General features: G+C 62.4%; 4 protein-coding genes. 3 read left to right on the top strand and 1 reads right to left on the bottom strand.

The annotated features are described in order from the left end of the window. The 3 genes from ACIREA_RS28920 to ACIREA_RS28910 all read left to right on the top strand — a co-directional run. The coding region (locus ACIREA_RS28920) for an SDR family NAD(P)-dependent oxidoreductase (protein WP_397385792.1) at positions 1-489 on the top strand (489 nt) is incomplete at its 5' end. Positions 490-576: 87 nt separating this feature from the next. Then, a complete protein-coding gene (locus ACIREA_RS28915) occupies positions 577-1485 on the top strand; it encodes a dihydrodipicolinate synthase family protein (protein WP_397385791.1) in 909 nt (302 codons plus the stop codon). A gap of 9 nt (positions 1486-1494) precedes the next feature. Then, a complete protein-coding gene (locus ACIREA_RS28910) occupies positions 1495-2343 on the top strand; it encodes an amidohydrolase family protein (protein ID WP_397385790.1) in 849 nt (282 codons plus the stop codon). Between the two features lie 84 nt (positions 2344-2427). Here the strand turns inward: ACIREA_RS28910 and ACIREA_RS28905 are convergent, their stop codons facing one another. Beyond that, positions 2428-3261: a helix-turn-helix domain-containing protein gene (locus tag ACIREA_RS28905; protein ID WP_397385789.1), complete on the bottom strand. Its 834-nt coding sequence runs from the start codon at positions 3259-3261 to the stop codon at positions 2428-2430. Positions 3262-3436 lie beyond the last annotated feature (175 nt).

Here is a 3436-nt window from a genome sequence, read left to right as displayed (position 1 = left end):
GGCCGCCGCATCAACACCCCCACCGAGGATCTCGCTCTCGAAGACTGGCAGCGCATCCTCGATCTCAATCTCACCCAGGCCTTCATCCTCACCAAGCGCATCGGCGGTGCGATGATCCCCCGCAAATGGGGCCGCATCATCAACATCTCCTCCATCAACGCCCTCTGGCCCGGCAAGGCCATGCGCGGCCGCAGCTACGAGACCTCCAAAGCTGCACTGACCATGTTCACCAAAGCCGTCGCCGCCGACTGGGCCGCACACGGCATCACGGTCAACGCCATCGCCCCCGGCCCCTTCCTCACCGATGCCAACAAACGCTGGATCGGCGAGCGCCCCGAGTTCGAAGGTGAAGTCGCCACCAGCATCCCCATGGGCCGCTGGGGCAGCCCCGAAGAAATCGGCCCCCTCGCCCTCTACCTCGCCAGCGATGCCAGCAGCTACATGACCGGCAGCCTCCTCATCATCGACGGCGGCAAACTGCTCTGGTGATATTTTTTGTAGCTCGGTATTACGATACCGAGTTCGCCCCGCCGCAAAATCAAAACTCCGCACCACTACCAGTCTCGACATCACCCCATGCCATCCCAGCACCCACTCCACGGCGTCCTCCCCGTCTTCCAAACCCCATGGCATGACGACGAAACCCTCGACCTCGAAACTCTCGAACGCGAAATCTCCTGGCTCTACGACTGCGGTGCCCACGGCATCGTCATGGCCATGGTTTCCGAAACCCTGCGCCTCGACAGCGAAGAACGCGAGCAACTCGCCGCCGCCGCATGCAAGTTTGGCAAATCACGCGGAGCTGTCATCATCAGCGTCGGCGCAGAGTCCTCCAAGGTCGCCGAACGCTACGCGAAACACGCCGAAAGCGTCGGAGCCGATGCCGTGATGGCCATCCCGCCCGTGTCCATCGGCATCGGCGAAAGTGAGCTGCTCGCCTACTACACGCGCATCATTCACGCCATCCAGATTCCCGTCATCGTGCAGGACGCCAGCGGTTACGTCGGCAAGCCCATGCCCATCGCCATGCAGGCCAAACTGCTCGCCGAGTTCGGCCCCGATCGCGTTCAATACAAACCCGAAGCCTCCCCCATCGGTCCCAAGCTCTCCGAACTCCGCGATGCCACCCAAGGCCGCGCCCGCGTCTTCGAAGGCACCGGCGGCATTGCCCTCGTGGACTCCTTCAAGCGCGGCGTCGTCGGCACCATGCCCGGCGCCGACCTCATTCGCGGCCTCGTCCCCCTTTGGAACGCTCTAAAATCTGGCGACACCGAAAAAGCCGATCGCATCCACGGCCCCCTCTCCGCTCTCATCTCCATGCAGACCAGCCTCGATGGCTTCCTCGCCGTCGAAAAGCATCTCCTCGTCCGCCAGGGCATCTTCAAAAACACCCTCATCCGCGGCCCCGTCGGCTTCAAACTCGACGCTGAGACAAAACTCGAAGTCGAGCGCCAGTTCGACCGCATGCTCGCCGCCACCCTTTGATTCAAACCCATGATCATCGACGTCCACTCCCACGCCTGGAACTTCCCCGCCGACTTCTCCGACGATTTCATACATCAGGCCGGACGCGCCCGCCCCGGCGTCAAGGTGGACATCAGCGCAACCTATGAGGCCTACCGCGCCGCCGCTCCCGAAGACACACGCACCCTCGTCTTCGGCGGCAAAGCCAAACTCAGCGGCCTCTGGGTCAATGACCAGACCGTAGCAGACTATGTGGCGCGCGACCCCGCACGCTTGATCGGTTTCCTCTCCATCGATCCCACTCAGGAAAACTGGCAGCGCGAGATGCAAATCGGCCACGAAACCCTCGGCCTGCGTGGCATCAAGCTTCTGCCCATGTACGCCGGCTTCAGCCCCGATGACCCCACACTCGAACCCCTCTGGCAGTACGCGGAAAAACACCGCCTGCCCGTGCTTCTGCACATGGGCACCACCTTCATCGCCCAGGCACCCCTGGCCTTCACTCTTCCCCGCCTCATCGAGCCCGTGGCCCTCAAACATCCCGGCTTGAAAATCATCCTCGCGCACCTCGGCCATCCCTACGAAGGCGAATGCCTCGTCACCATCCGCAAGCACGACAACGTCTTCGCCGACGTCAGCGCCCTCCACTACCGCCCCTGGCAGCTCTACAACTCCCTCATGCTCGCCCAGGAATACGGCGTCTGGCACAAGCTCCTCTTCGGCACCGACTTCCCCTTCACCACCGTCAACGCCTCCATCGACGGCATCCGCAAACTCAACGACATGCTCGAAGGCACCCAGCTCCCCCGCCTCGACGTGTCCCAAATCGAAGCCATGATCCACCGCGACAGCTTGCAGCTCCTCGGCTTGGACTGCTGAAGGCAGTACGATGGACACTCCTGTCCGTCGATCAGCGCTCCGCCATACCCAGCGGCCCGGCACGTCCCCCGCCTCCTCGCCTCCTCACCCCCAGCTCTCGTCGCGATACGTCGCCGGCGACGTGTTCCGGTACTGCCGCAGCATGCGGCTGAAGTAGTAGCGGTTCGTCAGCCCGCACTGCTCGGAGATCGTCTCAATGCTCTCCTTCGTGTGCCTCAGCTTGCGGCAGGCTTCATCCAGCCGGTAGTCCAGCAGCACCCGCATCGGCGGCTGCTGCAGCTCCTGCTGAAAGAGATGGTTCAAATTCCGCAGGCTCAGCCCCGCATGCTTCGCCACCTGCTCGGCGGTCAGTTTGAGTCCGTGATGCTGGTGCATGAACTCCATCGCTCGCAGCACCCGCGCATCCAGATGCTGCTTCTCCCACACACTTTCCGGCAGGCACTGCACCGCCGCGATGACGAGCTGGATCGTGGGCCACGGAAACCTCACCGCCACCTTCTCCTTGCTCATTTTGATCAGTCCGGGGATCAGACTCTGCATCAGCGCATTGGTGGGAAAGCGGTGGATCCCCGGTGCCGCTCGGTCCGCCAGCGGACCCAGATTAAAATGCGCGTACCACTTGCTGAATGGCCGGCTCGTCGTCGTACTGAAAGTCGTGTGTGGCGGAATCAGATACATGAAGCCCGGCTCCAGCAGCGTCTTTTCACCCTCGATTTCCACCACCCCTCCGGCACTCACCGGCCAGTACAGCCGCCAGTACGGATCGTTCAGCCGCCGCAGCTCCCACTGCTGCAGTTCGATCTTGCGCGTGGTCAGGATGTCCACCGTCACCCCCGGCAGCGCCACCGTCCGCTGACCCTGCACGCGATGTGCCGAGCCGGTGGGTACGAGGCTGAGGATGTTTTTGTTCGTCTGCATGGCCATTGCAAAATCCGACACAAATCTGGCGAGCCCGTGCATGGACGGCAAGCAGGGAGTGACTATGGATTATGACTCAACCAAAACTGAACACACACCATGGCCGACATCCAAACCAGCGCTGCAGACAAGAAGGAAAAGGAATTCTTCACCGACGTCCCCCAGGAGGCCCCCG

The organism is Prosthecobacter sp. (assembly GCF_044373815.1).
GTDB lineage: Bacteria > Verrucomicrobiota > Verrucomicrobiia > Verrucomicrobiales > Verrucomicrobiaceae > Prosthecobacter.
The sequence above is the reverse complement of the archived record's forward strand: the minus strand, read 5'-3'. Positions and strand labels throughout refer to the sequence as shown.

Excerpts from the sequence above, each read along its gene's own strand:
- ACIREA_RS28915 (WP_397385791.1), top strand. The coding sequence starts at position 577 with ATGCCATCCCAGCACCCACTCCACGGCGTCCTCCCCGTCTTCCAAACC.
- ACIREA_RS28910 (WP_397385790.1), top strand. The coding sequence starts at position 1,495 with ATGATCATCGACGTCCACTCCCACGCCTGGAACTTCCCCGCCGACTTC.
- ACIREA_RS28905 (WP_397385789.1), bottom strand. The coding sequence starts at position 3,261 with ATGCAGACGAACAAAAACATCCTCAGCCTCGTACCCACCGGCTCGGCA.